The 24,697-nt window shown below is 58.7% G+C and carries 21 protein-coding genes, 3 tRNA genes and 3 pseudogenes; 23 read left to right on the top strand and 4 right to left on the bottom strand.

The features are described from left to right. Positions 1–77: 77 nt before the first annotated feature. Together argG and ppnP are read right to left on the bottom strand one after the other, a co-directional pair. On the bottom strand, positions 78–1,406 hold the full coding sequence (gene argG / locus SMCB_RS02600; RefSeq protein WP_045534856.1) for an argininosuccinate synthase: 1,329 nt from the start codon (positions 1,404–1,406) through the stop codon (positions 78–80). Between the two features lie 13 nt (positions 1,407–1,419). Then, positions 1,420–1,740 carry a pyrimidine/purine nucleoside phosphorylase gene (gene ppnP / locus SMCB_RS02605; RefSeq protein WP_045534861.1) on the bottom strand — a complete coding sequence of 107 codons (321 nt, stop codon included), beginning with the start codon at positions 1,738–1,740 and terminating at the stop codon, positions 1,420–1,422. A 181-nt stretch (positions 1,741–1,921) separates the two neighbouring features. On the opposite strand from ppnP, the gene folC reads away from it, so the two are divergent. From folC to SMCB_RS02650, 9 genes are all read left to right on the top strand, one after another. Continuing rightward, positions 1,922–3,277 carry a bifunctional tetrahydrofolate synthase/dihydrofolate synthase gene (gene folC / locus SMCB_RS02610; protein WP_045534862.1) on the top strand — a complete coding sequence of 452 codons (1,356 nt, stop codon included), beginning with the start codon at positions 1,922–1,924 and terminating at the stop codon, positions 3,275–3,277. A gap of 93 nt (positions 3,278–3,370) precedes the next feature. Continuing rightward, a complete protein-coding gene (locus SMCB_RS02615) occupies positions 3,371–4,111 on the top strand; it encodes an SPOR domain-containing protein (protein ID WP_045534863.1) in 741 nt (246 codons plus the stop codon). A 3-nt stretch (positions 4,112–4,114) separates the two neighbouring features. After that, complete coding sequence (locus tag SMCB_RS02620) at positions 4,115–4,600, top strand: CvpA family protein (RefSeq protein ID WP_045534865.1); 486 nt, start codon at positions 4,115–4,117, stop codon at positions 4,598–4,600. A gap of 19 nt (positions 4,601–4,619) precedes the next feature. Then, entirely contained in the window at positions 4,620–6,125 is a 1,506-nt protein-coding gene (gene purF, locus SMCB_RS02625) for an amidophosphoribosyltransferase (RefSeq protein ID WP_045534867.1), read from the top strand. A gap of 6 nt (positions 6,126–6,131) precedes the next feature. Continuing rightward, the gene (locus SMCB_RS02630) at positions 6,132–7,343 is read left to right on the top strand and encodes an O-succinylhomoserine sulfhydrylase (protein ID WP_045534869.1); all 1,212 of its coding nucleotides are present in this window, start codon (positions 6,132–6,134) and stop codon (positions 7,341–7,343) included. After that, positions 7,340–8,794 (top strand): glutamate--tRNA ligase, encoded by a 1,455-nt coding sequence (gltX, locus tag SMCB_RS02635; protein ID WP_045534871.1) that lies wholly within the window; start codon positions 7,340–7,342, stop codon positions 8,792–8,794. Before SMCB_RS02630 ends, gltX begins: the two co-directional genes overlap by 4 nt. 87 nt (positions 8,795–8,881) lie before the next feature. Beyond that, positions 8,882–8,957: transfer RNA gene (locus tag SMCB_RS02640), tRNA-Ala, on the top strand. Between the two features lie 44 nt (positions 8,958–9,001). Further along, positions 9,002–9,077: transfer RNA gene (locus SMCB_RS02645), tRNA-Glu, on the top strand. A gap of 7 nt (positions 9,078–9,084) precedes the next feature. Beyond that, positions 9,085–9,161: transfer RNA gene (locus SMCB_RS02650), tRNA-Asp, on the top strand. A 65-nt stretch (positions 9,162–9,226) separates the two neighbouring features. Here the strand turns inward: SMCB_RS02650 and SMCB_RS02655 are convergent. Next, positions 9,227–9,646 carry a type II toxin-antitoxin system HicB family antitoxin gene (locus SMCB_RS02655; protein WP_045534873.1) on the bottom strand — a complete coding sequence of 140 codons (420 nt, stop codon included), beginning with the start codon at positions 9,644–9,646 and terminating at the stop codon, positions 9,227–9,229. Positions 9,647–9,889: 243 nt separating this feature from the next. Here SMCB_RS02655 and SMCB_RS02660 point away from each other — a divergent pair, with 243 nt between their 5' ends. From SMCB_RS02660 to SMCB_RS02695, 14 genes and pseudogenes are all read left to right on the top strand, one after another. Next, a complete protein-coding gene (locus SMCB_RS02660; RefSeq protein WP_144400240.1) occupies positions 9,890–11,725 on the top strand; it encodes an ABC transporter ATP-binding protein in 1,836 nt (611 codons plus the stop codon). Then, complete coding sequence (locus SMCB_RS13215) at positions 11,722–12,267, top strand: acyltransferase (protein WP_082027185.1); 546 nt, start codon at positions 11,722–11,724, stop codon at positions 12,265–12,267. The genes SMCB_RS02660 and SMCB_RS13215 overlap by 4 nt, the downstream gene beginning before the upstream one ends. Next, positions 12,194–12,763, top strand: coding sequence for a GNAT family N-acetyltransferase (locus SMCB_RS12350; protein ID WP_082027186.1), 570 nt, complete (start codon positions 12,194–12,196; stop codon positions 12,761–12,763). The genes SMCB_RS13215 and SMCB_RS12350 overlap by 74 nt, the downstream gene beginning before the upstream one ends. A 55-nt stretch (positions 12,764–12,818) precedes the next feature. Continuing rightward, positions 12,819–13,622 (top strand): WxcM-like domain-containing protein, encoded by an 804-nt coding sequence (locus SMCB_RS12355; RefSeq protein WP_171820272.1) that lies wholly within the window; start codon positions 12,819–12,821, stop codon positions 13,620–13,622. Next, positions 13,619–14,758 carry a DegT/DnrJ/EryC1/StrS family aminotransferase gene (locus SMCB_RS12360; protein WP_082027188.1) on the top strand — a complete coding sequence of 380 codons (1,140 nt, stop codon included), beginning with the start codon at positions 13,619–13,621 and terminating at the stop codon, positions 14,756–14,758. Before SMCB_RS12355 ends, SMCB_RS12360 begins: the two co-directional genes overlap by 4 nt. Positions 14,759–14,810: 52 nt before the next feature. Continuing rightward, a complete protein-coding gene (locus SMCB_RS12635) occupies positions 14,811–15,842 on the top strand; it encodes a glycosyltransferase family A protein (protein WP_144400242.1) in 1,032 nt (343 codons plus the stop codon). A 79-nt stretch (positions 15,843–15,921) separates the two neighbouring features. Next, positions 15,922–16,079: pseudogene (locus SMCB_RS12640) on the top strand (transposase); the annotation flags it as partial. A gap of 148 nt (positions 16,080–16,227) precedes the next feature. After that, a protein-coding gene (locus SMCB_RS02670; protein ID WP_144400244.1) for an IS3 family transposase occupies positions 16,228–17,789 on the top strand; the annotation gives its coding sequence in 2 pieces (ribosomal slippage) (positions 16,228–16,666 and positions 16,666–17,789; 1,563 coding nt in all). 32 nt (positions 17,790–17,821) lie between these two features. Further along, a pseudogene (locus SMCB_RS12645) lies at positions 17,822–17,987 on the top strand (transposase); the annotation flags it as partial. A gap of 626 nt (positions 17,988–18,613) precedes the next feature. Next, positions 18,614–19,516, top strand: coding sequence for a hypothetical protein (locus tag SMCB_RS12650; RefSeq protein ID WP_171820273.1), 903 nt, complete (start codon positions 18,614–18,616; stop codon positions 19,514–19,516). A 9-nt stretch (positions 19,517–19,525) separates the two neighbouring features. Continuing rightward, positions 19,526–20,554: a polysaccharide biosynthesis protein gene (locus SMCB_RS02680; RefSeq protein ID WP_045534879.1), complete on the top strand. Its 1,029-nt coding sequence runs from the start codon at positions 19,526–19,528 to the stop codon at positions 20,552–20,554. 4 nt (positions 20,555–20,558) lie between these two features. Then, positions 20,559–21,692 carry a UDP-2-acetamido-2,6-beta-L-arabino-hexul-4-ose reductase gene (gene wbjC, locus SMCB_RS02685; RefSeq protein WP_045534881.1) on the top strand — a complete coding sequence of 378 codons (1,134 nt, stop codon included), beginning with the start codon at positions 20,559–20,561 and terminating at the stop codon, positions 21,690–21,692. Positions 21,693–21,695: 3 nt separating this feature from the next. Next, positions 21,696–22,832, top strand: a complete 1,137-nt coding sequence (wecB, locus tag SMCB_RS02690) for a non-hydrolyzing UDP-N-acetylglucosamine 2-epimerase (RefSeq protein ID WP_045534883.1) — start codon at positions 21,696–21,698, stop codon at positions 22,830–22,832. Between the two features lie 7 nt (positions 22,833–22,839). Continuing rightward, positions 22,840–24,075, top strand: a complete 1,236-nt coding sequence (locus SMCB_RS02695; protein WP_045534885.1) for a glycosyltransferase family 4 protein — start codon at positions 22,840–22,842, stop codon at positions 24,073–24,075. Between the two features lie 114 nt (positions 24,076–24,189). On the opposite strand, the pseudogene SMCB_RS12365 reads toward SMCB_RS02695, so the two are convergent. After that, a pseudogene (locus SMCB_RS12365) lies at positions 24,190–24,612 on the bottom strand (integrase core domain-containing protein); the annotation flags it as partial. Positions 24,613–24,697: the final 85 nt, after the last annotated feature.

Below are 24,697 nucleotides of genomic sequence, written 5' to 3' on the forward strand. Positions count from 1 at the left end.
ATGTTCCTTTTTTTCGTCGAAAGAAATTTTTTGACGAAAAAACGCAACAATGCTGCCGCGCCCGCAGCCCCCGCCGCCTAGCGCCCCAAGCGCATGAAGTCGGTGCCCTGGCCCAGCGCCAGCAGGCCGCTGTTGGCGTAAATGCCGAGCTTGGCGCGGGTGTCGGCGATGTCGAGGTTGCGCATGGTCAGTTGGCCGATGCGGTCGCTGGGGCCAAAGGCGGCGTCTTCGACCTTTTCCATGCTCAGGCGCTCGGGTGCGTAGCTCAGATTCGGGCTGGCGGTGTCGAGGATCGAGTAGTCGTTGCCGCGGCGCAGCTCCAGCGTCACGCTGCCCGTGATGGCGCGCGCCACCCAGCGCTGCGCCGCTTCGCGCAGCATGATGGCTTGCGGGTCGAACCAGCGCCCTTGGTACAGCAGGCGCCCGAGCTTGCGCCCGTTGTCGCGGTACTGCTCGATCGTGTCTTCGTTGTGGATGCCGCTGAGCAGGCGCTCGTAGGCGATGTGCAGCAGCGCCATGCCGGGGGCCTCGTAAATGCCGCGGCTCTTGGCTTCGATGATGCGGTTTTCGATCTGGTCGCTCATGCCCAGCCCGTGGCGGCCGCCGATGGCGTTGGCCTGTTCGAACAGTGCCACCAGCGACTCGAAGCGCTGGCCGTTGAGGGCCACCGGCACGCCCTCCTCAAAGGCCACCGTCACCTCTTCGGCCTTGATGGCGCAGTCTTCACGCCAGAACGGCACGCCCATGATCGGATTGACGATGCGCACGCCGCTGCTCAAGTGCTCGAGGTCTTTGGCCTCGTGCGTGGCGCCCAACAGGTTGCTGTCGGTGCTGTAGGCTTTTTCTACGCTCATTTTGTAGTCGAAGCCGTGCGCGATCAGGAACTGGCTCATCTCGGTGCGGCCACCGAGCTCGTCGATGAAGCGCTGATCGAGCCAAGGCTTGTAGATTTTGAGCGCCGGGTTGGTGAGCAGGCCGTAGCGGTAAAAGCGCTCGATGTCGTTGCCCTTGAAGGTGCTGCCGTCGCCCCAGATGTGCACCTCGTCGGCGCGCATGGCGGCCACCAGCAGGGTGCCGGTGACGGCGCGGCCCAGCGGCGTGGTGTTGAAATAGGTGTTGCCGGCGGTGCTGATGTGAAAAGCCCCGGCTTGCAGCGCCGCCAGCCCTTCGGCCACCAGCTGCGGCCGGCAGTCGATCAGGCGCGCGGCCAAGGCACCGTAGCCCAGCGCCTTGCGCGGAATGGCGTCGTAGTCGCTCTCGTCGGGCTGGCCCAAGTGGGCGGTGTAGGCGTAGGGCAGGGCGCCGTTGAGCTTCATCCACAGCAGCGCGGCCGAGGTGTCTAGGCCGCCCGAGAAGGCGATGCCGACCTTGAGGCCGACGGGCAGGTTTTGCAAGATGGTGGGCATGGGGTGGCGCGGCTTATTCGAAGTGGCAGATGTAGTGGTAGGGCTGGTCGCTGACGCGAATCTGAAAACTCGAATGGGCGGGCACGGCGAACGACTCGCCCGCAGCGCAATGCCGCCAAGCGCTGCTGCCCGCGAGCAGGTAGTCGCAGGCGCCGGCCACGCACTCCATCACTTCGGCGGCGCCGGTGTTGAAGGTGAGGGTGGCGGGCAAAATCACGCCGACCGATTTTTTGGTGCCGTCGGCCAGCGTCAGGCTGTGGCTGATGCATTTGCCCTCAAAATACACATTGGCTTGGGTTTGGACGGTCACGCCGTCGAATTGGGTGGTGGGCATAAAAGCGTCGAAAATCGTGGGGGGTGTGCGGGCGCGCTGGCGGAACGCTGCGCTTGCAGCCGATTCTAATTCCTGCGCAGCAGCGGCCATGCACGACAATCCCGCCCGTGGATCGGCTTTGTGCGCCCCCCTTAGCCTTGTTTCCCCCAGCCCCCCTGGCCCCTTGCCACCCAATAACGCCATGACCGACCCCCGTCCCCCCGCCCCCGCAGCGCCGCCCCAAAGCCTCGACCAATGGTTGGCCCATTGCGAGCGCCTGCACCCCAAGAGCATCGAAATGGGCCTCGATCGTGTGCGCACGGTGATGCTGCGCATGAACGGCGGCCGCGGCATCGTGCCGCCGTGCCCGCTGATCACGGTGGCGGGCACCAACGGCAAGGGCTCGACCTGCGCCATGCTCGAATCGATCTACCGCCACGCCGGCTACCGCACCGCGCTCTACACCTCGCCGCACCTGGTGCGCTTCGAGGAACGCGCCCAAGTGCGCGGCGAGCCGGTGGAGGCGGAGGCGCTGGCGGCGGCATTTGCCGAAGTCGAGCGCGCGCGCTTGGGCGAGGGCGGGCAGGCCGAGGTTTCTTTGAGCTACTTTGAGTTCAGCACGCTGGCCATCGTGCAGACGCTGGTGGCGGCGCAGCCCGAGGTGCTGGTGCTCGAAATCGGCATGGGCGGACGGCTCGATGCGGTCAACCTGTGGGATGCCGACTGCGCCATCATCACCAGCATCGACCTCGATCACATGGAGTTTCTGGGCCCCGACCGCGAAACCATCGGGCTCGAAAAAGCCGGCGTCATGCGCAGCGGCCGCCCGGTGGTGGTGAGCGACCCGCTGCCGCCCACCAGTGTGCTGGAGCGCGCGCACACGCTGGGGGCCGAGGTGCGCCGCATCGGGGTTGATTTTCAGTTCACCGGCGACCGCCAGCAGTGGAACTGGAGCGGGCGCAGCAAGCGCTACAGCGGCTTGGCCTACCCGGCCTTGCGCGGGGCCAACCAGTTGCAAAACGCGGCCGGGGCGCTGGCGGCGATCGAGGCCCTGCACCCGCGCCTGCCGGTCACGGCGCAGGCGGTGCGCAACGGGCTGGCGCTGGTGCAGTGGCCCGGGCGCTTTCAGATCGTGCCCGGGCAGCCGGTGCTGGTGCTCGACGTGGCGCACAACCCGCACTCGGTGGCGGCGCTGGTGCAAAACCTCGACGCCCAAGGCTACTTCCCACGCACGCACGCGGTATTTGGCGCCATGGCCGACAAAGACCTGGCCCCGATGCTCGAGCGCGCCGGCGCGCTGGTGGAGCATTGGTACTTCACCGATTTGCCCGGCGCGCGCGCCGCCAAGGCGGCCGATCTGCTGGCGCGCTGGCAGGCGCTGGCGCCACGCCCGGGCAGCAGCGCCAGCACCCATGCCGATGCGCTGGCGGCGCTGGCCGCCGCCCGCGCCGCCGCCGACCCGGCTGATAGAATCGTGGTCTTTGGGTCTTTCCTCACGGTGGGGGCGGTGCTGGAGCACGGGGTGCCGCGTTTGGCGGCCCCACACTTGCCCACATAAAGCCCCTGCCACAGCCTAAAGGCTGCCGTGCGCTGGCCCTTGGGGTGCAGGGGTAGGCCCGATTTTTTGCAACCCACGGTGACACAGCGGCTCATGTTCAAACTGCGTTCAGGCGGCAGCGGTGCCAACGCCCCAGCCCCGCCGCCCACCATCGAAACCTTGCGCCGGCGTGCGCGACAGCGCCTGATCGGGGCCGGCATATTGGTGTTGGCAGGGGTGATCGGCTTGCCGCTGCTCTTTGACACCCAGCCGCGCCCTGTGCCGGTTGACATCGCCATCGAAATTCCAGACCGCCAGCCGGTTCAGCCTTTGCCCGTGCTGCCGCCCGCGCCAGCGCCTGCGACCGAGGTAGCCCCGGCAGCGCCCCTTCCTGCACCCGCCGCTCCCGTTACTGCCCCTGTGCCTGCCACGCCAGCCACCGCACCTGCGGCCGCACCCGCACCCGCTCCTGCCGCTCCCACACCCGCCGCCCCGGCCCGCCCGGCAACGCCACCAGCACCCGCCCCGGCTCCGGCCCCCACCGAGGCAAACCGCGCCCAAGCCATCCTCGAAGGGCGCACGCCCGCCGCCGCGCCAACGGCGCCGGCCACCCCCCCCGCCACCCCCCAACGCCTGGTGGTGCAAGTGGGCGCGTTCGAGAGCGCCGAGCGCGTGCGCGAGGTGCGCCAGCGCCTCGAGCGCGCCGGCCTGGTCACCTACACCCATGTCGCGCAAACCCCCGACGGTCCGCGCACCCGCGTGCGCTTGGGGCCTTTTGCCAGCCGCGCCGAAGCCGAGCGCGCCGCCGAGCGCGTGCGCCAGCTCGGCCTGCCCGCCGCCATCCTCACGCTATGAGCCGTGGCTGCCGTCGATGTGTTTTTGCTGCTGCTGCTGCTGGCCTCGTTGCTGATCGGGGCTTGGCGCGGGCTGGTGTACGAGGTCTTGTCGCTCAGCGCCTGGGTGGCGGCGTTTTTTCTGGCGCAGTGGTGGGCCGCCGACGCCGCCGCGTGGCTGCCGCTGGCCGAGCTCGACCCGCCCTTGCCCTTTGCCATCGGCTTTGCGCTGGTGTTCGTGGCCTGCGTGTTTGCCGGCGGATTTCTGGCCTGGCTGTGCAAAAAAGGCATGGATCAAGTGGGCTTGCGCCCGGTCGATCGCAGCTTGGGCGCGGCCTTCGGCGTGCTGCGCGGCGTCGTGGTTTTGCTGGCGCTCACCGTGCTGCTGCACCTCACGCCGCTGCACCAGCACCCGGCTTGGCAGCAGTCGCTCGGGGCCGGCTGGCTCTACAACGGTCTGTCAGCCCTTGAAGGCCTAATGCCGCTTTGGCTGGCGGCCCATTTCCCTTGATAACAACAGGATTCGTCGTATGTGTGGAATCGTAGGCGTGGCCAGCACGGCACCGGTCAATCAGCTGCTCTATGACGCCTTGCTGCTGCTGCAGCACCGCGGCCAAGACGCCGCCGGCATCGTCACCGAACAAGAGCGCAAGTTCTTCATGCACAAGGCCAAAGGCATGGTGCGCGACGTCTTTCGCACGCGCAACATGCGCGCGCTGCCCGGCAACCACGGCTTGGGGCAGGTGCGCTACCCCACCGCCGGCAACGCCTACAGCGAGGAAGAGGCGCAGCCCTTCTACGTCAACGCGCCCTTTGGCATCGTCATGGCGCACAACGGCAACCTCACCAACGCCCAGGCGCTGCGCCGCGACATGGTGCAGCTCGATCACCGCCACATCAACACCGACAGCGACTCCGAGGTGCTGCTCAACGTGCTCGCGCACGAAATCGGCCGCGCCGGCGCCCACGGCGCTTGGAGCACCGAGGCGCTGTTTGCCGCCGTGGCCGCCACGCAGCTGCGCTTAAAAGGCTCGTATGCGGTGGTGGCGCTCATCGCCGGCCACGGCCTGCTGGCGTTCCGCGACCCCTTCGGCATCCGGCCGCTGTGCATCGGGCGTGGCAAAGACGGCACCGTCATGGTGGCCAGCGAATCGGTGGCGCTCGAAGGCACCGGACACGATTTTTTGCGCGACATAGCGCCCGGCGAGGCGGTTTTTGTCGGCGCCGACGGCCAAATCCAGTCGCGCCAGTGCGCTGCCCAGCCGCGCCGCTACCCCTGCGTGTTCGAGTACGTCTATCTGGCTCGGCCCGACTCCACGCTCGACGGCATCTCGGTCTATCAGGCCCGGCTCAACATGGGGCACACGCTGGCCGAGCGCTTGCGCCTGCAGGTGCCGTTGGACGAAATCGACGTCGTCATCCCCATCCCCGAATCCAGCCGCCCGGCCGCCACCCAGCTGGCGCAGTTGCTGGGCAAGCCCTACCGCGAAGGCTTCGTGAAAAACCGCTACGTCGGGCGCACCTTCATCATGCCGGGGCAGGCGGTGCGCAAAAAATCGGTGCGCCAAAAGCTCAACGTCATCGGCAGCGAGTTCAAGGGCCGGCGCGTGCTGCTGGTCGATGATTCCATCGTGCGCGGCACCACCAGCCGCGAGATCGTGCAGATGGCGCGCGAAGCCGGCGCGGTCAAGGTTTATATGGCCAGCGCCGCGCCGCCGGTGATGTACCCCAACGTCTATGGCATCGACATGCCCACGCGCGACGAACTGGTGGCGCACGGGCGCACGCTCGAAGAAGTGCGCCAGATCATCGGCTGCGACGCCCTGATCTACCAAAGCGTAGAAGACATGAAGCGCGCCGTGGGCTCGATCAACCCGGCGCTCGACGGCTTCGAGGCCTCGTGCTTCGACGGTGTGTACGTCACCGGCGACATCAGCACCGACGACGTGAACCGCCTGCACGCTCAGCGCAGCGGCAGCGAAGAAGACGAGGCCGACAGCTCGCGCCTGTCGCTGCCCAATTCCCGCGAGCAGTAAGCCGCCATGTCCAGCCCTTTGCACCGCGACACGCTGGCGCTGCGTGTGGCCGTCGAGCGCAGCCTGCACGGCGAACACTCCGAGGCGCTGTATTTGAGCAGCGGCTTCGTGCAGCCCAACGCCGCCGCCGCCGCGCGCCGTTTTGCCGGCGACGAAGACGGCTACACCTACGGCCGCAGCGGCAACCCGACCGTGAGCAGCTTCGAGCAGCGCTTGGCCGCGCTCGAGGGCAGCGAGGCCGCGCTGGCCACGGCCTCGGGCATGGCCGCCATCACGCTGGTCTGCTTTGGCTTGCTCAAGGCCGGCGACCACGTGCTCTATTCGCAGTCCATGTTTGGCTCCACGCTCAAGCTGGTGGGCACCGAGTTTGCGCGCTTCGGCGTCGAATCCACCTCTGTGCCACAGACCGACCTGGGCGCTTGGGCGCGCGCCGTGCGCCCCAACACCCGGCTGCTGCTGGCCGAAACCCCCACCAACCCACTCACCGAAGTCTGCGACATCGCCGCGCTGGCCGATCTGGCGCACGCCGCCGGTGCCTGGCTGGCTGTGGACAACTGCTTTGCCACCCCGGCGCTGCAGCGCCCGCTCGAGTTCGGTGCCGACATCGTGCTGCACTCGGGCACCAAATTCCTCGACGGCCAAGGCCGCGTCATGGCCGGCGCGGTCTGCGCCAGCGCCGACCTCATCCACCAGCGCCTGCTGCCGGTGCAAAAAAACACCGGCATGGTGCTCTCGCCCTTCAACGCCTGGGTGGTGCTCAAGGGCCTCGAAACCCTGAGCCTGCGCCTGCAGGCGCAAAGCGCACAGGCGCTGGCGCTGGCACAGTGGCTGCAAGCGCACCCGGCCGTGGCGCGGGTGCACTACCCGGGCCTGCCCAGCCACCCGCAGCACGCGCTGGCCATGCGCCAGATGGGCGGCTGCGGCGGCGCCGTGCTGGCCTTTGAGGTGGCGGCCAGCAGCCCCGAGCAAGCGCGCGCGCGTGCCTTCGGCGTGCTCGATGCGCTCCAGGTGCTGTCGCTGTGCACCAACTTGGGCGACACCAAAACCCTGTGCGCACACCCGGCCAGCACCTCGCACGGCAAGCTCAGCGAAGCGCAGCGCCAGGCCGCCGGCATCGTCCAGGGGCTGGTGCGCGTGGCCGTCGGGCTCGAGCATTTGCCCGACATCCAAGCCGACCTTTTGCGCGGCCTCGACCGCATCGACACCTTCCACCCATGAGCACCCCGCGCATCCGCACCCGTTTTGCCCCTTCGCCCACCGGCTTCATCCACCTGGGCAACATCCGCTCGGCGCTCTACCCGTGGGCCTTTGCCCGCGCCCAAGGCGGCGACTTCATCCTGCGCATCGAAGACACCGACCAAGAGCGCTCGAGCCAAGCCGCCGTCGATGTGATTTTGCAGGGCATGGCCTGGCTCGGGCTCGACTTTGACGAAGGCCCCTACTACCAGATGCAGCGCATGGCGCGCTACCAAGAGGTGCTGGCCGACATGCTCGCGCGCGGCTTGGCCTACCCCTGCTACATGAGCGTGGCCGAGCTCGACGCGCTGCGCGAGCGCCAACTGGCGCACAAAGAAAAGCCGCGTTACGACGGCACCTGGCGGCCCGAACCCGGTAAGGTCTTGCCCCCCGTCCCGGCGGGCGTGCTGCCGGTGCTGCGCTTCAAAAACCCGATCGGCGGCGTGGTGGCGTGGGACGACAAGGTCAAGGGCCGCATCGAGATCGCCAACGCCGAGCTCGACGACTTGGTGATCGCCCGCCCGGCCCCGGCTGCTGAACCGGGCAGCGCAGCGGCTGCGGCACCGAGCAGCGCAGAGTCCGCGCGCATCGGCGTGCCGACCTACAACTTCTGCGTCGTCGTCGATGACATCGACATGCGCATCACGCACGTCATCCGCGGCGACGACCACATCAACAACACCCCGCGCCAGATCAACATCCTGCGCGCCCTCGGGCACGAGCCGCCGGTCTATGCCCACCTGCCCACCGTGCTCAACGAGCAGGGCGAGAAGATGAGCAAGCGCAACGGCGCCAAGCCCGTCACCCAGTACCGCGACGAAGGCTACCTGCCCGACGCCATGCTCAACTACCTCGCGCGGCTGGGCTGGAGCCACGGTGACGACGAAATTTTTAGCCGCCAGCAGTTTTTGCAGTGGTTCGACCTCGAACACCTCGGACGCAGCGCGGCCCAGTTCGACGAAGCCAAGCTGCGCTGGGTCAACGCCCAGCACCTCAAGGCCCTGCCCGATTCCGAGCTGGCGCCCTTGGTGGCCGAGCAACTGGCGCGCCGCGGCTTGATCGCCGATGAGCGCCTGCCAGCCATCTGCGCGCTATTCAAAGACCGCTGCGACACCACCGTGGCGCTGGCCGACTGGGCCGCCTGCTTTTACCGCGAGCCCCAAGTGGCGCCCGACGCGCTGGCCGAACACGGCGGGGCGGCGCTGCGCCCGGCGCTGGCGGCGCTGGCCGCCGAGCTGCAAAGCTGCGAGTGGAGCCGCCCCGGCATCGCTGCGGCACTCAAGGCCGTGCTGGCCGCACACGGCCTCAAAATGCCGCAGCTCGCCATCCCGGTGCGCGTGCTTGTGATGGGCACCCCCAACACGCCCGCGCTCGACGCCGTGCTGGCGCTGCAGCCGCGCGAAAAAGTTTTGCGCGCCTTGCAAAAGGCCTAAAAACCTGTCTATAATTCGAGTCTTGCTGATGCACAAAGCGCAGAGCCAAGGCTCTAAACCGAGTGCAAAGGTTGCAGCTCTCCAAAAGGGGGTATAGCTCAGCTGGGAGAGCGCTTGCATGGCATGCAAGAGGTCAGCGGTTCGATCCCGCTTACCTCCACCAAAGCGGGCTGCAACTGGTTTTTTCGGTAACAGTTTTCTAGGTTTGACCCTATCGTCTAGAGGCCTAGGACATCACCCTTTCACGGTGAGTACCGGGGTTCGAATCCCCGTAGGGTCGCCAACCGCACGGAGCGGTAGTTCAGTTGGTTAGAATACCGGCCTGTCACGCCGGGGGTCGCGGGTTCGAGCCCCGTCCGCTCCGCCAAAAATTAAGATAAAGCAATCAAAAGGTTATGTGCTGCGGCCCATAACCTTTTTTGTTTCTGCGGGTCAGGCCACGTGCACGTGCACGTGTTTGCCGAGCGCATTCGCGGCGGCTTCAATTTGCTCAAGCCTTGAGGCATGGCGCAGGTCAAGCAGCCGATCCACTTGCGGCATATGCCACCCCAAGCGGCGGGCGAGTTCTGCCTTTTTCACACCCTGCTCAGTCATGGCCTGATACACCCCGAGCTTCGCGCATTCGAGTGCGCAAGGGCAGACAGTTTTTTGCCCTTGTTCTGGTTTGCTGGCAGCAGGCAGGGGCTTGCGTGCGTCAACGTAGAAGGAGAGGCCGGTTTCCAGCGCGTCAATCGCGTTCAGCAGTGCCTCATCCTCATCCGCACCAAAGGTGATCGCCTCGGGCACGTCCACAAACGTTGCAAGCACAGAGCCGTTGTCGTCCGGTGTGAGGGTGACAGGGTAGTTAAACATTTCACTTCTTCATCTGTTTTGAGTTCACAGGCCGAATCTTAACAGTTCTGTTGTGTTTGTCAAGCTTGAAGGCGGCAACTTCCCCCATGGCTTGTGTGTATACTCAAGCTTGAATGCTGTTACCCCGTGCAGCAGTCCGCTAGGCCGCACTGGGGCCGGCTCTATACACCCCCTAAACGCGCCCGCCGAACGTGACACGGCACGGCGGTAGCGTGGCCAAACGCTTTTCTGGCCCACCCCTCAATGCCCCCCGCCAATCCCAGCGCTACCCTCAGCGCCAACTCCAGCGCCGCCACGCCCAGCCCCACCCCCGAGCCCGGGCTGCTGGCTGCGCTGCCGCAGTTGCGCCGCCTATGGCGCAGCATGTCGGCGCGGCGCAAAGGGCAGAGCGTGGCGCTGCTGGGCCTCACGGTGGTGGCCTCTGCCGCCGAACTGGTGTCCATCGGGGCGCTCATCCCGTTTTTGGCTGCGCTCACCGCCCCCGAAGCCCTGTTTGTGCTGCCCTTCATGCAGCCCTTCATCGCCGCGCTGGGCTTGCAGCAGCCGCACGAGCTGCTGCTGCCGCTCACCGTGCTCTTTGGCTGCGCAGCCGTGCTGGCCGGCTTGGTGCGCATCGGCGTGCAGTGGGCCAGCACCAAGCTGGCTTTGTCTATAGGGCACGATTTGGTGGCCGGCATCTTCCGCCGCACCCTGCACCAGCCCTACACCACACACATCCAGCGCAACAGCAGCGAGGTGGTCGATGGCATCGTGCTCAAGGTCGAGCGCGTCATCAATTTTGTGCTCTTGCCCACGGCCAACGGGGTTGCAGCAGCCTTCATCGTGCTCGTGGTGTGCTTGGTTGTACTGGCTTTTCAGCCTTGGGTGGCCATCAGCATGATCTTGGGCCTAGGCAGCATTTACGGCCTAATCTACGCCCTTACCCAAGCGCGCCTGCTGCGTGACAGTCAGCGTGCAGCACATGCTACATCCCTGCGCGTACAAGCGCTGCAAGAGGGCCTGGGCGGCATACGCGACATCACGCTCGATTGCACCCATGCCACCTTTTGCGCCCGCTTCGAGCAAGCCGACCTCATCATGCGCCGTGCCCAAGTGCGCAGCGTGGTTTATTCCTCTACCCCACGCTTCATGATCGAGGCGCTGGGCATGGTGCTCATCGCCAGTGTGGCCTTGCTCATGGCCCAGGGCCCGGGCGGCTTGGGGCAGGTGGTGCCGGTGCTGGGCGCACTGGCCTTGGCGGCGCAGCGCATGCTGCCGCTGGCACAAAGCATTTACTATTCGTGGAGCAACCTCAGCAGCAACCACGGCTACCTCACCGAAGTGCTCACCCTGGTCGAGCAGCCCATGCCCGCCGAGCCCGATGCGGCCAGCGCACCGCCCGCACTGCCGTTCGAGCACGCCATCGAGCTGCGCAACCTAGGCTTTGCCTACCATGCCAATGGCCCCCAAGTGCTGCGCGGGGTCAACATGCGCATCGCCAAAGGGGCGCGCATCGGCATCGTGGGCACCACCGGCAGCGGCAAAAGCACGCTCATGGACATCCTCATGGGCCTGCTGCCCCCAACCGTTGGGCAACTGTGCATCGACGGCTGCGCTATCACCGCCGCCAACCGCCGCGCCTGGCAAGCCCGGGTGGCACACGTGCCCCAAGCCATGTTTTTGGCCGATGCCAGCGTGGCCGCGAACATCGCCTTTGGCGTACCCGCAGCCCAAATAGACCCAGAGCGCGTGCGCCTAGCCGCCCAGCGCGCGCAGATTGCAGACACCATCGAGGGCTGGCCCCAAGGCTACGATACCTTGGTAGGCGAGCGCGGCGTGCGCCTGTCGGGCGGGCAACGCCAGCGGCTGGCGATCGCCCGCGCCCTGTACAAGCAGGCCGACGTGCTGGTGTTCGACGAAGCCACCAGCGCCCTCGACAGCGCCACCGAAGAAGCCGTGCTCGAAGCCGTCGAGGGCCTAAGCCGCACCCTCACCGTGATCATGATCGCCCACCGCACCTCCACCCTGCGCAGTTGCGAGGCGATTTATCGGGTGGAGGGCGGGGTTTTACTCACTGAAACCAAGCAGATACACACATGAAGCAGCCATTTATACACTCAACTGCAAGTGTAGAAAGTAAAAACATTGGCAGCCAAACTCGAATTTGGCAGTATGTAGTTGTCTTACCTGAAGCAGCAATTGGTTCTGATTGCAATATATGTTCTCATTGCTTTATCGAAAACGATGTAATTATTGGAGATCGGGTTACCATAAAATCCGGCGTGCAAATTTGGGACGGCATCAAGCTAGAGGATGATGTATTTATTGGGCCAAATGTGACATTTACCAATGATAAATTTCCGCGCAGCAAGCAATACCCTAGTGTCTATGCGCAAACCATCGTAAGCAAAGGCGCATCTGTGGGGGGGGGGGCAACGCTGCTGCCGGGCGTAACCATAGGGCGATATGCCATGGTTGGAGCTGGGGCAGTGGTCACCCGTTCGGTTCCAGACTACGCGATCGCAGTAGGCAACCCCGCGCGGTTGGTTGGCGTGGTGGAGTTGCCGCATGAGCAGGCAACCAACCATCCCGACGCTTCGCAAGGCGGCAAAAGTACAAGGAAAAACACTGGTGTTTCGTGATGCTGGAATTAAGGACGCAGAATTTATTTTAAAACTGCGTACCGACATTCAAAAATCACAGTACCTTAGCCCAGTCAGCCCCGACCTGCAAAAGCAACAAGCTTGGCTTAAACAGTATGCATTATCTGGTAACCAAGCCTACTTTATTATCGAGTACCAAGGTGCACCAGTGGGTACGGTTCGGCTCTATGATCCGCAAAGCACAAGTTTTTGCTGGGGTTCCTGGATTTTAGTCAATGAGCGGCCCAGGCAAGCAGCCATGGAATCAGCCCTTATGGTCTACGCATATGCGGTTGATCACCTTGGTTTTCAAGCTGCACATTTTGATGTAAGAAAAGCCAATGAGCGTGTTTGTCAGTTTCATGAGCGGTTTGGAGCGATGCGCGCAGATGAAAACGAAACCGACTATTTTTACAAGATAAATTTAGATGCCATTGCCGCGTCAAGATTGCGGTACAAGCAGTTTCTTGAGGAAGGTGTTGGTGTAATTTTTTGATTTGGAACCAAATCAGTAATAAATCTGCAATATGTTTCGGAAGGTAAATGTTCCCATGAATAAAACCACGACTAAAAACACACGTTCAGAAAGTCAATGGTCGGAATGTTTGATACCAGATTCAGCTTTAATTGAAAAGAATGTTGTATTTGGATCAAGAGTAGTTCTAGCTGATTCTGGTGTCGTTATTCGTTCAGGTGCCAGACTAGACACTGCTTGCGTCATAGCAGAAAATGTCACTATTGGCCAAGGTTCATGGGTGCGTGCCGGAACAGTGGTGCTCCGATCCGTCCCAGCCAATGCAATTGTAGAGGGAAATCCAGCCCGGGTAGTCGGTTATATAAATCAAGTTTCACAAGGCAGCAGACCCGTTCCAAAGCTACTTGATTTTTTGAGCATTGGCGATCTTTCACGTCCAGCTAAAGTAAAGACTGGTGTAGGCGGCAGTACAATTTATTTCATGAGGAACGTAGTTGATGCTCGCGGAGCATTAACGGTAGGAGAGGTTCCATCTGAAGTTCCATTCGCCCCTGTACGTTATTTTGTGGTTTACGATGTTCCTTCGGTTGAATTGCGTGGTGAACATGCTCACAAGCAGTGTGAGCAGTTTCTAATTTGCCTACATGGTTCGTGTCGTGTCCTTTTGGATGATGGTTCTCACCGCTGTGAAGTTTTGCTGGATAGGCCGGACATGGGGGTTTACATGCCAGCAATGATATGGGGTACACAGTATCGCTACAGTTCAGATGCTGTCTTGCTTGTTTTCGCTTCCCGGCACTATGAAGCAGATGATTACTTGCGAACTTATGATGATTTTCTGGCAGAATGCAGCAAACTTAATCAGTTGGAAGTTAAATGAAAGTTCCCTTTCTTGATCTTGGTGCTAGCTACTTTGAGCTTAAATCCGAAATTGATTCAGCCATTCAACGTGTATTGTCAAGTGGTTGGTATATCTTGGGGCCAGAAGTCGAGGCTTTTGAAGCAGAGTGGGCAAACTACTGCGAGGCCAAGTATGCCGTAGGTCTTGCAAACGGCTTGGACGCACTCATTCTTGCATTGCGCGCTCTCGGCGTAGGAAAAGGGGACGAAGTCATCGTTCCATCAAACACCTACATAGCCACATGGCTAGCGGTCTCAGCTGTTGGCGCCACTCCTGTACCTGTTGAGCCCGATCCTGCTACCTTCAACCTTGACAGCTCACGCATCGAAGCAGCCATCACAAAAAATACCAAAGTTCTGCTTCCCGTACACCTTTACGGCCAACCAGCTGACCTAGATCCCATACTTGCACTGGCTCGCAAACACAATCTGTTTGTGGTAGAAGACGCAGCCCAAGCGCACGGTGCCCGTTACAAGGGCAAGCGCATAGGCGCGCACGGTGACGTGGTTTGTTGGAGCTTCTACCCAGGCAAAAACCTCGGAGCGCTAGGCGATGCTGGTGGCATCACCACCAACAGCCCAGAGCTTGCAGACAAAATCCGTGTGTTGCGAAATTATGGCAGCAGGGTTAAATACGTAAATGAAGTACAAGGCATAAACTCTCGCCTAGACCCCATTCAAGCCGCAGTGCTCAGAACTAAGCTTAATTATTTAGACGAATGGACTGAAAGGCGGAAAGCCATTGCTTTAACCTACCTTAGCAATCTCCATGGCACTGAATTAGTCCTGCCCTTTGTCCCTGATTGGGCTGAGCCAGTTTGGCATCTTTTCGTTGTCAGATCTTCAAATCGCAACCAGTTGCAAAGTTACTTAACAGAAGCCGGTATAGGTACGCTAATTCATTATCCGATTCCACCACACTTGCAAGTAGCTTACGCACATGCAAAAATTCATTTTGATGCCCTTCAAATAACTAAATTTCTTTCAGATCAAGTTTTGAGTTTACCAATTAGCCCGGCTCAAAGAAATGACCAAACATATGAAGTTATTAAAATTATGCTTCAATCATCGAAGAATGAAATTATTTCTCTTAACCGGGAAAATTTAGCAAAATAAATAAACTAAAGAATTTAAGGGTTGAAAATGCTTAATTCTAGCAAATAAAAAAATGAAAAAAACATTTGCATTTATGGTGCTGGCTTACAATCATGAAAATTACATAATTGAGCACCTTGAAAGCATAAAGTATCTTGTTATCACATATGGGTCAGAAATTGATGTTGACTTAATAATTAATGATGACTACTCTAAAGATAAAACTTGCGATTTAATCAATAAATGGATAGAATTTAATTCTAAATTATTTAGAGAAATAAAAACAAAATTTAACTCTAAAAATATTGGTACTTGCGCAAGCGTAAATAACATGTTATCGTTAGTTAATGCAGAGAGGTTTAAGTTAACAGCTGGTGATGATGTATACTCATACGAAAATATTTTTATATTAACAGAACATAAGCATGATTTTGCTATTATGACTGGACAAACTTTGCATTTGTATGGGGAAACTCTAAAAGTTGATAGGATGACAACTCTTTTGTCTACAGCTTCGCAGATAGTGTATCAGGATTCATCTTTATTTCATCGATTTAAGCATATTTCAAGTTGCAATGCGCCAAATTCAATATATGCAAGTGAATGTATTTTGCATCCCCATGTTAGAAAGTTTTTAACTTGTTTTGATGTTGTTGAAGACTGGCCAATACAAATCGCAATTGCTAGGTTTTTTCCAAATCGTCAATTAAACTTAATTGACAATGTGCTTGTATATTATCGCAGAACCTCTGGATCTACTTACTTAGTAGAAAATAATAGGTTTGTCAACGATAAAATTAAAATTTACGACAGCCTTATATGCTGTGAAAAAAATATAATTGAAGTTTTTCGATTGAAACTAAGGAGATTATCATTTAAAATTAAGCCCAAGATATTTGGGAGGCTAATTAATTTAGATTTGTATATATTTTTAGCCTTGTGCATTTTAAACTTTTATAAAATTATCAAAAAAGAAAAATCAATTAAATATAAGTTAGAAAAGCATCAGCAGCACTATGATGAAATTAAAGAATATGCCATAATATTTAAAAATACATTGCACGAGACTAACAGGCCGTTGAAAAACTTCCCACACCTGCCCTGAATGTGTTATTTATATGCATCACTGCGGTGTGCATTTATAGAATATTTCGATGAGAGGTGTGCAGAGCTTTCAGTGAGCCATGTTCAGCACCATCTGCCTTGAAGACCGGGTATCGGCCCAACACTGCCTTGCGTAAGATGCGTGCGCTGGTCGAAGAAGCCCTGCTCGCCAGCATGAGCGCCGAATTCGAGGCCGTGTATGCGCGCACGCAAAGGCCACCCTTCGGTGCCGCCCGACGCCCCATGTAGCGTCCAAGGAGCGGCACTCGGCCATCGATGGACGCGCCAAGCGGCATGATGGGGGTTACCAGAGCACAGCCCCATACGTCAGAATAGTTGTCGCCTCGATAGAACCAAAAACCCTGGGGCGGCGAAGAAGGACGAACATGGCCCGATACGGACAAGCATTCAAAGACAAGGCGCTAGCCCGCTTGCTGGCACCCGAGAGCGCAGCGCTGCACGTGGTCGCGCAAGAACTCGGCGTTGGGGTGTCAACCCTAGAGCGCTGGCGCGAGCAGGCGCATAGCAAACCTGCCCGCGTGCCAAGCTGGACTGCGGGCAGTCGGCTCGAAGCCGTCATCACCACGGCGGCCCTCAACGAGTCGGCCAAGAGCGCGTGGTGCCGCGAGCACGGCGTGTACCCGAGCGAGCTCGACCAGTGGCGCAGCAGCTGCACCACGGCCTTGTCCAACCCCGAGGAGGCACGCGCCAGCCCGCAGGCCACGCGGGCCTCGGCCAAGCGCATCAAGGAGCTCGAACGCGACCTGTTGCGCAAAGACCGGGCACTGGCCGAGACCGCCGCGCTGCTGGTGTTATCAAAAAAAGTCGCGGCGATCTTCCACAAGGGAGAGGACGAATGATCGGCCTCGAAGATCGCCAAGCGTTGGCCCATGGCATCGACACCGCACACCAAAACGGCGCGCGCCTGCGCCCAGCCTGCCAGATCGTCGGCATCGACGTTCGCACCTTGCAGCGCTGGAAGGCCCAGCAGGGGCTCGAAACCGGCGATGGCAGGCCGCAGGCGCAGCGGCCCGTGCCCAGCCATGCCCTGAGCCCGGCGGAGCGCGCAGCGCTCTTGGCAGTGGCCAACCAGACCCGCTTTGCCTCGGTGCCGCCGGCGCGCATCGTGCCCATGCTGGCTGATGAGGGGATCTATCTGGGCAGCGAGTCCAGCATGGCGCGTGTGCTCAAGGCGCATGGGCAAAACACCCGCCGTGGCCGCGCCAAGGCTCCCAGAGCGATGCGCCCACCGAGCACCCACATCGCTACCGCGCCCGGCCAAGTCTGGTGCTGGGACATGAGCTACTTGCCCGCCGTGGTGACGGGGCGCTGGTTTCACCTGTACCTGATTCTGGATCTGTACAGCCGCAAGATCGTGGGTGCCGAGGTGCACGAGAGCGATGACGCCAACCACGCCGTGCACCTGGTGCGCCGCACCGCACTGGCCGAGGGCATTGCAGCCCTTACTGATAAACCGGTATTGCACGGTGACAATGGATCGACTCTGAAGGCAACCACGGTGCTGGCCATGCTCAACTGGCTGGGTGTCAAGCCCTCGTACTCGCGGCCGCGGGTGAGCGACGACAACGCCTATGCCGAGGCGCTGTTTCGCACCGCCAAGTACCGGCCCGAGTTCCCGGCCAAGGGCTTTGCCAGCCTCGATGAGGCCAGGGCCTGGGCGGCGCAGTTCGTGCATTGGTACAACCACGATCACCGCCACAGCGGCATCCAGTACGTCAGCCCAGCCCAGCGCCACAACGGTGAAGACCACGCCATTCTGGATGCGCGCCACGAGCTGTACCAGCAAGCCCGGCAGCAGCACCCGGCGCGCTGGTCGGGCCAAACGCGCAACTGGTCGCCGGTCGATGCGGTGACGCTCAACCCGGAACGTGACTCGGTCATCAAAGCGGCTCTGGCTGGCGCACATATTCAAGCGGCGGCGGCATGATTCAGGCGACAACTATCTTGACATGCGCCGACAGTCTGATGGTGCGCAAGCGCATCGAAGAGTCCTTTGGCTGGATCAAGGCCTTGGGTGGACTGGCCAAGACCAAACTCAAGAGCCAGGCTAAGCTGACTGGACAGGCGCTGATGTGCTTTGCGGCCTACAACCCTGGTGCGCATGGACTCCATGGGTGGCTGGTGAGATGCGCACCATGCGTGATTCAAGGCCGAGGTTCGTCCAAAATGGTGGAATTGGAATGAAACAGGCATCCAAAGGGTCTGCAAAAGCCAGAAAATGCGCTCTGCGGCGGCTGAAGAATGATGCGGCTGGGGGCGGCGGCATTGGTAAACACTTTTTCCAACGGCCTGCTAAACAATAGTTATTTTCTTGATAAAGCTAAGAATTTCTTAAAATCGCCGTTAAATAAATCTGCAGTTTCTTCATGCAATAAATAAACAAATAAATAAAATCAGTAATGCGCATAACATAAATAATTATTAGAAATGATAAACATTCAAAACAAACTATTTGCTTGCTTTGCTCTAATAATTATATTGCTGCATGAAACAAGAAATTTGTCTAACTTATATTTCTTGTTCTACGTTTTATCATTTATTTTCTTGGTGAAAATCTTATGGGAAAGTAAAATCAGTTTACATATATATATTTTTTTTCTTAGTGTGTGTTTTTTGATTGCATACGCCGGATTGTTAAGTTTTCTTACTGGTAAAAGTGAGAGTATTCTTACTGGAATGTTGAGAATGTTTTTTATTCTCCCATTTATTATTATTTGTTTTTCTTTGAAAAATAGCTTTTCATTGTATAAGATGTTTCTGGTCATTATTCTTATATTTATTATCATAAGTGGATTATCAATAACGTACCAGCAAGAGTTTGGAGCAATTAGTTGGTTTGATGAAGAAAGTGAGCGCGCAGGCCTTGGAAGGTTTTCGACATTAGCTGGAAGCCTAACTGCTTTTGGTTCGCTCACCGGTGTTGGAATTGTAATCTCATTTCTTCTTTTTAAGAGCGCTACGGTTAGGATTCTTTTTGTGCTGTTATTTTTATATTTTAGTATTATCTCACTTCAAAAAATGGGTCTAGCAAGCTTTTTTTTGGGATTAATGGCAGTTATGGCTATTTATAAAAATAATTTAAATATCAAGAGTATTTTTGTTATTGTTTTTTTTAGTTTGCTTTTTATAAATTCTATCTTTTTTTTAAATCATTTAATTTCTGAGAATTTAACGAGGTCTATTGAGTTTGCTTTCTTGGTGTTTACTGAAGATGCGCACACTGTAGGTGATGTTAATTTCTTCCAAAGTCTTTTAGACAGGGCGATACATCTTCCTGGTATCTTAATTGATTTCTGGGGGAGCTATGTTTACTTGTTAGGCGTTGGTGTTTTTGGTGCTTCGGGTGCATTGGGTTATCCTGATTTCCCAATGGCCCACAACTTAATATTTGAAACTTTAGCAGTTTTTGGGCTTCCAATTGGGGTTTTAATTCTTGGATTTATTTTCTATGCATCAATTGCATCGTTGTACTATATGATTGCTAGTGACTGTGCAAACCTTAAGACATTTAGCTCCATCTTGTTATTAATGGTCTTGACTAGTCTGTTTACAGGTGGTTTGTTTTTTCATCCAGTTAACGGATCAATATTCTGGGTTTCATTGATATTTGTTTTTAGAAACATTCCAAAAAATTACCTTTTTTTAAAACTTTAGAAGTATATTATGTTTTCAAAAAAAAACCTTTTAATTTCTGGCGGCACCGGCTCCTTCGGCAACGCTGTCCTGCGTCGCTTCATAGATTCGGACCTACACGAAATCCGTATCCTGAGCCGCGATGAAAAAAAACAAGACGACTTGCGCAAAAAGTACAACAACCCCAAGCTTAAGTTCTACATTGGGGATGTGCGCGATTATCAGTCGGTGTTAAATGCTGTTCGTGGGGTGGACTACATTTACCACGCAGCAGCGCTCAAGCAGGTTCCATCTTGCGAGTTTCACCCGCTCGAGGCCGTCAAGACCAATGTGCTGGGCACCGAGAATGTGCTAGAGGCCGCCATCAACTGCGGCGTCAAGCGCGTGGTGGTGCTGAGCACCGACAAAGCGGTGTACCCCATCAACGCCATGGGCATCAGCAAGGCGATGATGGAAAAGGTGGCCGTGGCCAAGTCGCGCAGCAGCAACGGCACCGTGATCAATGTCACCCGCTACGGCAATGTGATGTGTTCGCGCGGCTCAGTCATTCCGCTGTTCACCCACCAGATCCGGGCGGGCCAAGCCCTTACCCTCACCGATCCTGCCATGACGCGCTTCATGATGACGCTGGACGACGCGGTGGACTTGGTGCTGTTTGCATTTGAGCATGGGCAGCCAGGCGAGATTTTTGTGCAAAAGGCACCGGCAGCCACCATCGAGGTGTTGGCGCAGGCGCTTACGGGTCTGCTAGGTGTGCCCAACCACCCCATCAACGTGATTGGCACCCGCCACGGTGAAAAGCTGTACGAGGTGTTGCTAAGCCGCGAAGAGATGGTCTCGGCTGAAGATCTAGGGGGTTACTTTCGGGTGCCGCCCGACCTGCGCGACCTGAACTATGGCAAATACGTAGAGCAGGGCGATGTAAAGGTATCTGAAGCGGTGGAGTACAACTCGCACAACACCACGCGCTTGGATGTGGCTGGCATGCAGGCGCTCTTGATGAAGCTGCGTTTTATGCAGGCCGCTGTGCGCGGTGATCTGGTTGAGCCCGAGGAATGATGGCATGAGCACGACAACACGCCGCGTGCTCGTCACCGGCGCACATGGATTTATAGGCAAAAACCTCGTGGTGCGGCTGGGCGAGTTGCCCGGTGTTGCCGCGTGCACCTTTGTACGCGGCGACTCGCCAGCAGCCTTGCCCGCTTTGGTGGCGCAGGCCGATGCGGTGGTGCACCTGGCCGGTGAGAACCGCCCACTGGATGAAGGCGCTTTTGCAGCGGTAAACACCGGGCTGACGGTTGCGCTGTGTGAGGCAATTGCCCACAAGGTGCGCACCAGCGGTGTGCGCGTGCCTTTGCTGCTGGCATCATCCGCTCAGGCAGAGCGCGACAACCCCTATGGCCGCAGCAAACGGGCAGCCGAGCAGGCAGTAGCGGCACTGGCCGATGCCACAGGCAACCCGTGCACGGTGTTTCGCCTGCCCGGGGTGTTCGGCAAGTGGTGCAGACCCAATTACAACTCAGTGGTGGCCACCTTTTGCCACAACTTGGCGCGGGGCCTACCCATTCAGGTTAACGACCCTTCTGCCAGCGTGCGGCTGGTGTATGTGGACGATGTGGTAGCGGCGTTCATGGCTGCACTAGAAGCCCCGGCGGCGGGTTTGTCGCAGGGCGTGGTGCAGCCAGAATACGGGGTCACACTGGGCGATTTGGCGGCGCAAATTCGAGCTTTTAACGACTGCCGCACCAGCTTGCAAACCGAGCGCGTGGGCACGGGCTTTGTGCGGGCGCTGTACGCGACTTACGTGAGCTATTTACCACCCGAGAAGTTTGCCTACGAAGTGCCCCAGCATGCCGACCCCCGCGGTGTTTTTGTGGAAGTACTCAAAACCGCCGACAGCGGCCAATTTAGCTATTTCACAGCCCACCCCGGCATCACTCGTGGCGGGCATTACCACCACACCAAGACCGAGAAGTTTCTGGTCATCAAAGGTGAGGCCTTGTTTAAGTTCCGGCACCTGATCAGCGGCGAGATGGTTGAGCTGCACACCCGGGGCGACAAGCCCCAGGTGGTGGATACGATTCCTGGCTGGGTGCACGACATCACCAACGTGGGCCAAGACGAGATGATTGTGATGCTCTGGGCCAATGAAAACTTTGACCGACTCAAGCCGGACACCGTTGCCAGCAAGGTATAAGCAGTGAAGAAACTTAAAGTCATGTCGGTAGTGGGCACACGGCCCGAGATCATCCGCCTCTCGCGCGTGTTGGCAGCGCTGGATGCGCATTGCGAGCATGTGCTGGTGCACACGGGCCAGAACTACGATTACGAGCTCAACCAAGTATTTTTTGACGACCTAGGCGTTCGCAAGCCCGATTATTTTTTGAGCAGCGCGCGAGGCAGCACGGGCGCAGCCAACACCATTGGCAACTTGATCACGGCTGTGGATGGCGTTCTGGCGCAGGTGCAGCCCGAAGCCATGCTGGTGCTGGGCGACACCAACAGCTGCCTGTCGGTGATTCCGGCCAAACGGCGCAAAGTGCCTATTTTCCACATGGAAGCGGGCAACCGCTGCTTTGACCAGCGCGTGCCCGAGGAAACCAACCGCCGCATTGTGGACCATACGGCCGACATCAACCTCACCTACAGCACCATTGCCCGCGACTACCTGCTGCGCGAGGGCCTGCCACCCGACCAAGTAATCAAGACCGGCAGCCCGATGTACGAGGTGCTGCACCACTATCTGCCGCAGATCAAGGCATCCGATGCCGTGCACCGTTTGGGTTTGCAGCCCGAGCAGTACTTTGTGGTGAGCGCGCACCGCGAAGAGAACATCGAATCGGACCAAGCGTTCACCAAGCTGGTGGCTGTGCTCAACGCGCTGGCGCAAGACCACGGCTTGCCGGTGGTGGTATCGACCCACCCCCGCACGCAGAAGCGGATAGACGCAACCGGTTCACAATTTCACCCGTTGGTGCGCTTGCTCAAGCCCTTGGGGTTTCACGATTATGTGAACCTGCAAATGCAGGCCAAAGCGGTGCTGTCTGACAGCGGCACCATCAACGAAGAATCGTCTATCCTCAACTTTCCGGCCCTAAACCTGCGCGAGGCCCACGAACGCCCCGAAGGCATGGAAGAAGCCGCCGTGATGATGGTGGGCCTAGAGGTAGAGCGCGTGCACCAAGGCTTGGCCATTCTGGCCACACAACCGCGAGGCGCCGACCGCAGCCTGCGCCTGGTGGCCGATTACAGCATGCCCAACGTGAGCGCCAAGGTGGTGCGGATCATCCACAGCTACACCGACTACGTGAACCGCGTGGTGTGGAAAAAGTATTGAGCTAGCTTTGCGGATTCTGGTTGTCAGCCAGTACTTCTGGCCAGAAAATTTTCGCGTCAATGACCTGGTGAAAGAGTGGGTGCAGCGTGGCCATCAGGTGACGGTGCTCACCGGCATTCCCAATTACCCGGCGGGCAAGGTGTTCGATGCCTACCGGGACCAGCCCAGCGATTTCGCCTCATTCGAAGGTGCCGAAGTGGTGCGTGTGCCCATGCTGCCGCGTGATAGCGGTGGTTTGCGCCTGATGTTGAATTACCTGAGCTTTGTGGTGGGCGGTGGCGTTTTTGGAACCTGGCGCTTGCGGGGCAAACCAGCCGATGTGATTTTTGTGTTCGAACCTTCGCCCGTGACAGTAGGGCTGCCGGCGGTGTGGTTGGGCAAGATCAAGAATGCGCCGGTGATGTTCTGGGCGCTGGACTTGTGGCCAGAAACCCTGGCCGCCATAGGCGTGGTGCGTTCGCCCCGGGTGCTGGGTTGGGTGGGGCACTTGGTGCGCTACATCTACAACCGCTGCACCTTGGTGTTGGGGCAGTCGAGAGGCTTTCTGGGCAGCATTGCCCGCTATTGCGATGACAAAGCCAAGATCCGTTACTTCCCCAGTTGGGCGGAGGACGTGTTCATGGACGACAGCGTCAAGCCAGCCCCGGAGGTGCCTGAATGGACTGATGGCTTCACCGTGGTGTTCGCCGGCAACATTGGCGAAGCGCAAGACATGCCGGCGGTGCTGGACGCCGCAGAGCGACTGAAAGACAACGCCAGCATTCGCTGGGTGATTGTGGGTGATGGGCGCAAGTCCGACTGGCTGCAAGCCGAGGTTGCGCGACGTGGATTGGTTAAACAGGTGCTGCTGCCAGGTCGTTTCCCCGTGGAGCGTATGCCGTCGTTTTACGCCCATGCCGATGCACTGCTGGTCTCGTTGAAGCGCGACCCGGTATTCAGCATGACGATACCTGGCAAGGTGCAGTCGTACCTGATGGCCGGGATTCCCTTGTTGGGTATGTTGGATGGGGAGGGTGCGGCTGTGATCCGTGATGCCCAGGCTGGCCTGACCTGCGAGGCAGGCGATGGCGCTGGCTTGGCTCAAGCAGTGTTGGCTTTGGCCGCCATGCCAACGGCCGAGAGAAAGCAGAGGGGGGTGAATGGGCGGAATTACGCCCAGCAAGAGTTTGGTCGTGCCCAATTGATGGACCGCCTAGAGGCGCTGTTGGCTGAGGCCGTGACCATCCGCAAAGCCAAGGCTTGAAAGACAAAAAGATGATTTTGGTAACGGGAGCCATACGGTACATTTCAAGCAACTTGTCGCGTCCTCAAGCAGCCATGGGATGCATAATGCTGTGCGCGTCAGGGCAGCGTTTTGCACCTCAGTTCGTTCAGGGTTGAGGGTGACGGTTTTGATGAGTGACCAGTCGCGCGTGGGGCCAGACCAGCGCAGCGGGTTGTCTTCGCGGTCTTGGGCGTAGAGGGCGTGGGTCCGGCATGGCGCTGCGCCGGCGTGACGCCAGCGTATGCCACTGTGGCGGTGCTCATGGTTGTACCAATGCATGAAATCGCTCGCCCACTGGCGCGCAGCCTGCAAGTCGGCAAACAACCCTGCTTCGGGGTACTGCGGCCTGTACTTGGCGGTGCGAAACAAGCTTTCCACAAAGGCGTTGTCGTCGCTGACGCGGGGGCGCGAGTACGAAGGCTTGACACCCAGCCAGTGCAGCATCGCCAGCACGGTGGTGGCCTTGAGCGTGGCGCCATTGTCGCCGTGCAGCACGGGCTTGTCGGCCGGCGCATGCCAAGATAGTTGCCGCCTGAATCCCGTGCGCCAAGTGTATCTTGACTATTTTGTTCATTGCCTCCAATCTCCTATCCGCTATCAC

Source organism: Serpentinimonas maccroryi (assembly GCF_000828915.1).
GTDB classification, from domain to species: domain Bacteria; phylum Pseudomonadota; class Gammaproteobacteria; order Burkholderiales; family Burkholderiaceae_C; genus Serpentinimonas; species Serpentinimonas maccroryi.